This is a genomic window from Symplocastrum torsivum (assembly GCF_059505465.1).
Genome location: NZ_JCACKQ010000123.1, coordinates 1 through 3,722, shown reverse-complemented (window position 1 = coordinate 3,722; position 3,722 = coordinate 1). Strand labels below are relative to the sequence as shown.

At 43.5% G+C, this 3,722-nt stretch carries 5 protein-coding genes; all 5 read right to left on the bottom strand.

Features of this window, described 5'->3' with window-relative positions:
* The coding region (locus AC5JL3_RS30520) for a hypothetical protein (RefSeq protein ID WP_496078024.1) at positions 1-224 on the bottom strand (224 nt) is incomplete at its 3' end.
* A gap of 66 nt (positions 225-290) precedes the next feature.
* On the bottom strand, positions 291-1,754 hold the full coding sequence (locus AC5JL3_RS30515; protein WP_496078023.1) for a hypothetical protein: 1,464 nt from the start codon (positions 1,752-1,754) through the stop codon (positions 291-293).
* 13 nt (positions 1,755-1,767) lie between these two features.
* Positions 1,768-2,373, bottom strand: a complete 606-nt coding sequence (locus tag AC5JL3_RS30510) for a hypothetical protein (RefSeq protein WP_496078022.1) — start codon at positions 2,371-2,373, stop codon at positions 1,768-1,770.
* Positions 2,374-2,450: 77 nt separating this feature from the next.
* A complete protein-coding gene (locus AC5JL3_RS30505) occupies positions 2,451-3,155 on the bottom strand; it encodes a hypothetical protein (protein ID WP_496078021.1) in 705 nt (234 codons plus the stop codon).
* A 303-nt stretch (positions 3,156-3,458) separates the two neighbouring features.
* Positions 3,459-3,722 (bottom strand): hypothetical protein (locus AC5JL3_RS30500; RefSeq protein ID WP_496078020.1); only part of this gene is annotated, 264 nt, incomplete at its 5' end.

Below are 3,722 nucleotides of genomic sequence, written 5' to 3'. Positions count from 1 at the left end.
TTCTTAGGTTCTATCGGAATGATGATGTCTCCTACTGGATTCCGAAGACCTGACTTAATAATTTGACTAAGACATTCACTACTACAAGCCGCGAAGAAAATCCGCTCGTGTTCTGTCTTGTAATCATATCGCCAGAAGGTTGATTCCCTACAGCCGATGCATTCACACTTTCTCTGAACTATGCCTCGCTTCATGTATGGCGGATACCACTCATCAAACTTCATCGTCACTTTCTCCTTATTAATGCGCTCGCATTGAACTTGTCCGAGCTGGCGACTAATAACCAACGACTATTCAAACATTGCTCGGATTTTCTCTGGGCTGAACCAAGACACGGGAATCGTTACGGGCATATCCTCTAGCACGTTGCCGTCCTCATCCTTAAATCCTGTCAATTTGCCTTTGAATGTGGGTGTCATTTTGTTTGTAGAAGTTAGGCGAAGTTGAATGCTGTTACCCGTCCTAGCATCGGCGTATCCTTCCGAGCCACCCGTCGCCGCATTGCTAAACGCATGAGCGATCATAATGATTCCCTCAGCCGCTTTGCGAGGGTCACTCACCGCACGGCTAGAGAACTCCTTTGCAGAATCTTTTGATTCATCATGTTTGCTGTAGTTGGTCACTTCATCAAAAATGCTGGTAATAATTGCATCCTTCATTGTTCGAGTGTTCCACCTTTCAAATGATGCTTTCAGCCCTTCATTTATCTGTTCCCAGTTTTGATTACCTCCGTAACACGTAGGCTCCAATTGCAGCAGTTCCTTCCACGATTCATGCTTATTCTGATGTCCATGTGGGTCGCAGATACTTTGTAACAGCCAATCATTCAAGTAGTATCTGCAAAGCGCTATTGTTGCCCCACAATAGGACTTCCAACTCCCCATGTCCCCAAGTATCCACAACGGCTTGTAACCCGTACAGAGTTCATACAGCCAACCCTCCTCGTGGTCTTTCAACTTCTCAATCAGTTCTAGTTTTGTCGCTTCCTTATTACCTGTTGATTCTTTCTTAGGAGTAGGATTGCTTAACTTGGATACCTCATGCTGTTTCTTTGCTACTTCGGCATGGAATTGTGCTTTTGCTGCTTGGATTTCGGCTAGCGTCATCTCATGCTCTGCCTCTGCCAATTCAAACTCCATCGCCCTTGCTCTATCTAATTTCTCCTGTAATTCGGGAGATAATTGTTCGAGAGTTTCTTCCGTGATAACGGCATGGGTAGTATCTTCTAATTCCACATTCCGAGCGTTCTTGTTGCGGTGATATTCAAACCGAACTTTTACATTCTCAAGATGTGTTTTCTGTAGCTCATAGATGATTGGGAAATCCCGCTCATTCTTCCCACTGCGGTATTGATGGAGTCCTAGCCCTAAACCAATCAATACGGAACCTAATATAGTTTCTGCAAAGTAGAACGGCTTCGAGGATTTGATAACTCCCTGCTTGAGTGCCGTTGCAGGAAGTATGTATCCTTTATGATTCCGGATGGGATAAGACATCCCGGAATTACCGCTAACCATAGGAGAAACGTCTTTGGCTGGCAAAGTATAGATTTTGTCAGGAGTACATAGTCCTTCAACTTTCGGGGATGTCTTAGGAGCAAAACAGTATTGCACTAGCTCATATTTAGACGCTCCTATCATGGCGTGTAAGTACAGGAGAAATCCTAAGCCGCATAGACCGTAACTAAGTACTGATGCCCTCTTCGTCTGCTGGGAAAGGACTTCTAGATATTCGTTTATACTTCTAACTTCCACGATGCAATACCCCTTAAAAATCTATATCGTTTATATTGCGTTCGTCACTCCTAAATACCAATAAACCACCAAAGATTATTGCTAAAATCCCGGCGATAATTATGGCAATATTCAAGACCCCATCGGCTTGAATCTGAATCGGCTCACCGTAATTATGTGTGGCGACATCGGATTTATAATTCTGAATTCCTAACCAGGCTTGAAGCTCTTTATCCCGATAGTCATTCGTAGCGAAGAAAGAAGCTCCTACAGGAACAAGATACTTAGCCTTGGCTATTAATTTGTTTCCTTCTCCTACAGGAATGAATCCTACTGAAGCAATTCCTATGGAAGTGCTAAGTGTTGCTGCCAATAACCAACTAGCACCCCACTCAACGAACAATAAAGCAACGTTCCCCGAAAGTGTGGAGCAAAGTATCAAAGCCATTGCTGACTCGACTTTCCTACGGCTATGTTGTCTCTCCTTAAACTGCTGAGTCTGATATAATAAGAATCGGTCATGTTCTGAGAGTTCCTGTACTTTTGGGCTAGGTTCTAAACTCTCTTCTATATCTAATGAGTCCTCCTCTTCATCCTCTGGACTATCCACGAATAAATGTAAATCGTCATCATCAAACATTGCAGCATCTCTCTTATAAAGAAGCCTCCTGTCGCTTTGTAGAGGGCATCAGGAGGCGTGTACATCAAAGCAATCCTTTAATTCATTCCTACGAAAGTCTTCAACTTCCCAAACCATGTCGGTTGATTTTCCTTACTGCCAGGAACTTCATAAACTTTTCGAGGTAATAAATCCACACGGCTTTTCTCACCATTCTCCAAGAGATGCTTCGCTACCTCCATCGTGCGTTCTCCATCGGACTTAGCTTGTTTGATAGCGGGTTGATTGATAGTCTTTTGGACATTAACAGCTTGTTCTGTTTTGGTCATTGAATGAGCAACAAACGCTTTCAGTCTTTCAAACCCCATCGCATAAGTATGTCGTTGGATTTCGGACTTTTTACCGAGGCTATAGCGTAGGGCAATCTCCTTATTTTCATGCTGATGACGTTGATTGGCTAGTCCGACATCTACCCTTGCTTTCTTAATAGCTAGGGCGTTCTTGGAGCCAGATTTTAAGACATTTGCTTTGGTCTTATTAAACTGTGCTGTAGCGTCGTAATGAGTCGTTAGGGCTTGCTCTACCAGGGGTAATAGTTCGAGGGCTATCTCACCTCTCCGGAGCCGTTCCCCTAACATTCTTAGCGTTGCTCCATCACCCTCCATCGCCTTATTTAAAAGGTCATCTACATCGTCACCAAATGCTTTCTTTACATCCTGGACAATGTTCTTACCTCGCTTCGTTACGTGGTCTTTGTAATAAGAAGATTGTTTCTTCCGTCCTGGGATTACATTTTGCAACATTTTTCAGCCTCTAAGGATTCTTGTTGTGTACATGAAAAGACAAACTGTTGTAACCGCTTGTCCCATACATAAGGACATTTCTGCTGATAACACTCCTTAAATGACTCTCTTGCCTGGATAATCCTTTTTTCCTCCCTAAGCTCTAGGTGATTATTCCAAAATGCGCCGACAATTCCAGTGATTAAGAGGAAGGCAACGAGAGTAAATCCGATAGCTCCTTGACTCGGTCGATACAAAAGTTTTAATGATTCTGCAATCGAGATGTCTTGGAATAAAGGAACATCAGCAGAATTACTAGCCGTATTAGGAGTTGAGTAGGTACTGCTTGAGATTCCGTTCGAGTTGTGCGGATTGACTTTTAAAGTCCGTATCCACTCTCTTCAGCTCCTGAGCAATAGCAGAAAAGCCTTGTGATGCACGTCCGTTAAGGGATTGAAAATTACCAGAAGCGCGATTTAGGATTGTCAGGAGAGTATTGTCAAGTACTCCTGAAGCTCTCTCGAATCGCTGGTCTAATACCATGAGGATTACGGACTGGATACGACGACACGCATCTTCAAAGCTGCT

Coding starts and splice junctions, on each gene's coding strand:
- AC5JL3_RS30510 (WP_496078022.1), bottom strand. CDS start 2,373: ATGTTTGATGATGACGATTTACATTTATTCGTGGATAGTCCAGAGGAT.
- AC5JL3_RS30505 (WP_496078021.1), bottom strand. CDS start 3,155: ATGTTGCAAAATGTAATCCCAGGACGGAAGAAACAATCTTCTTATTAC.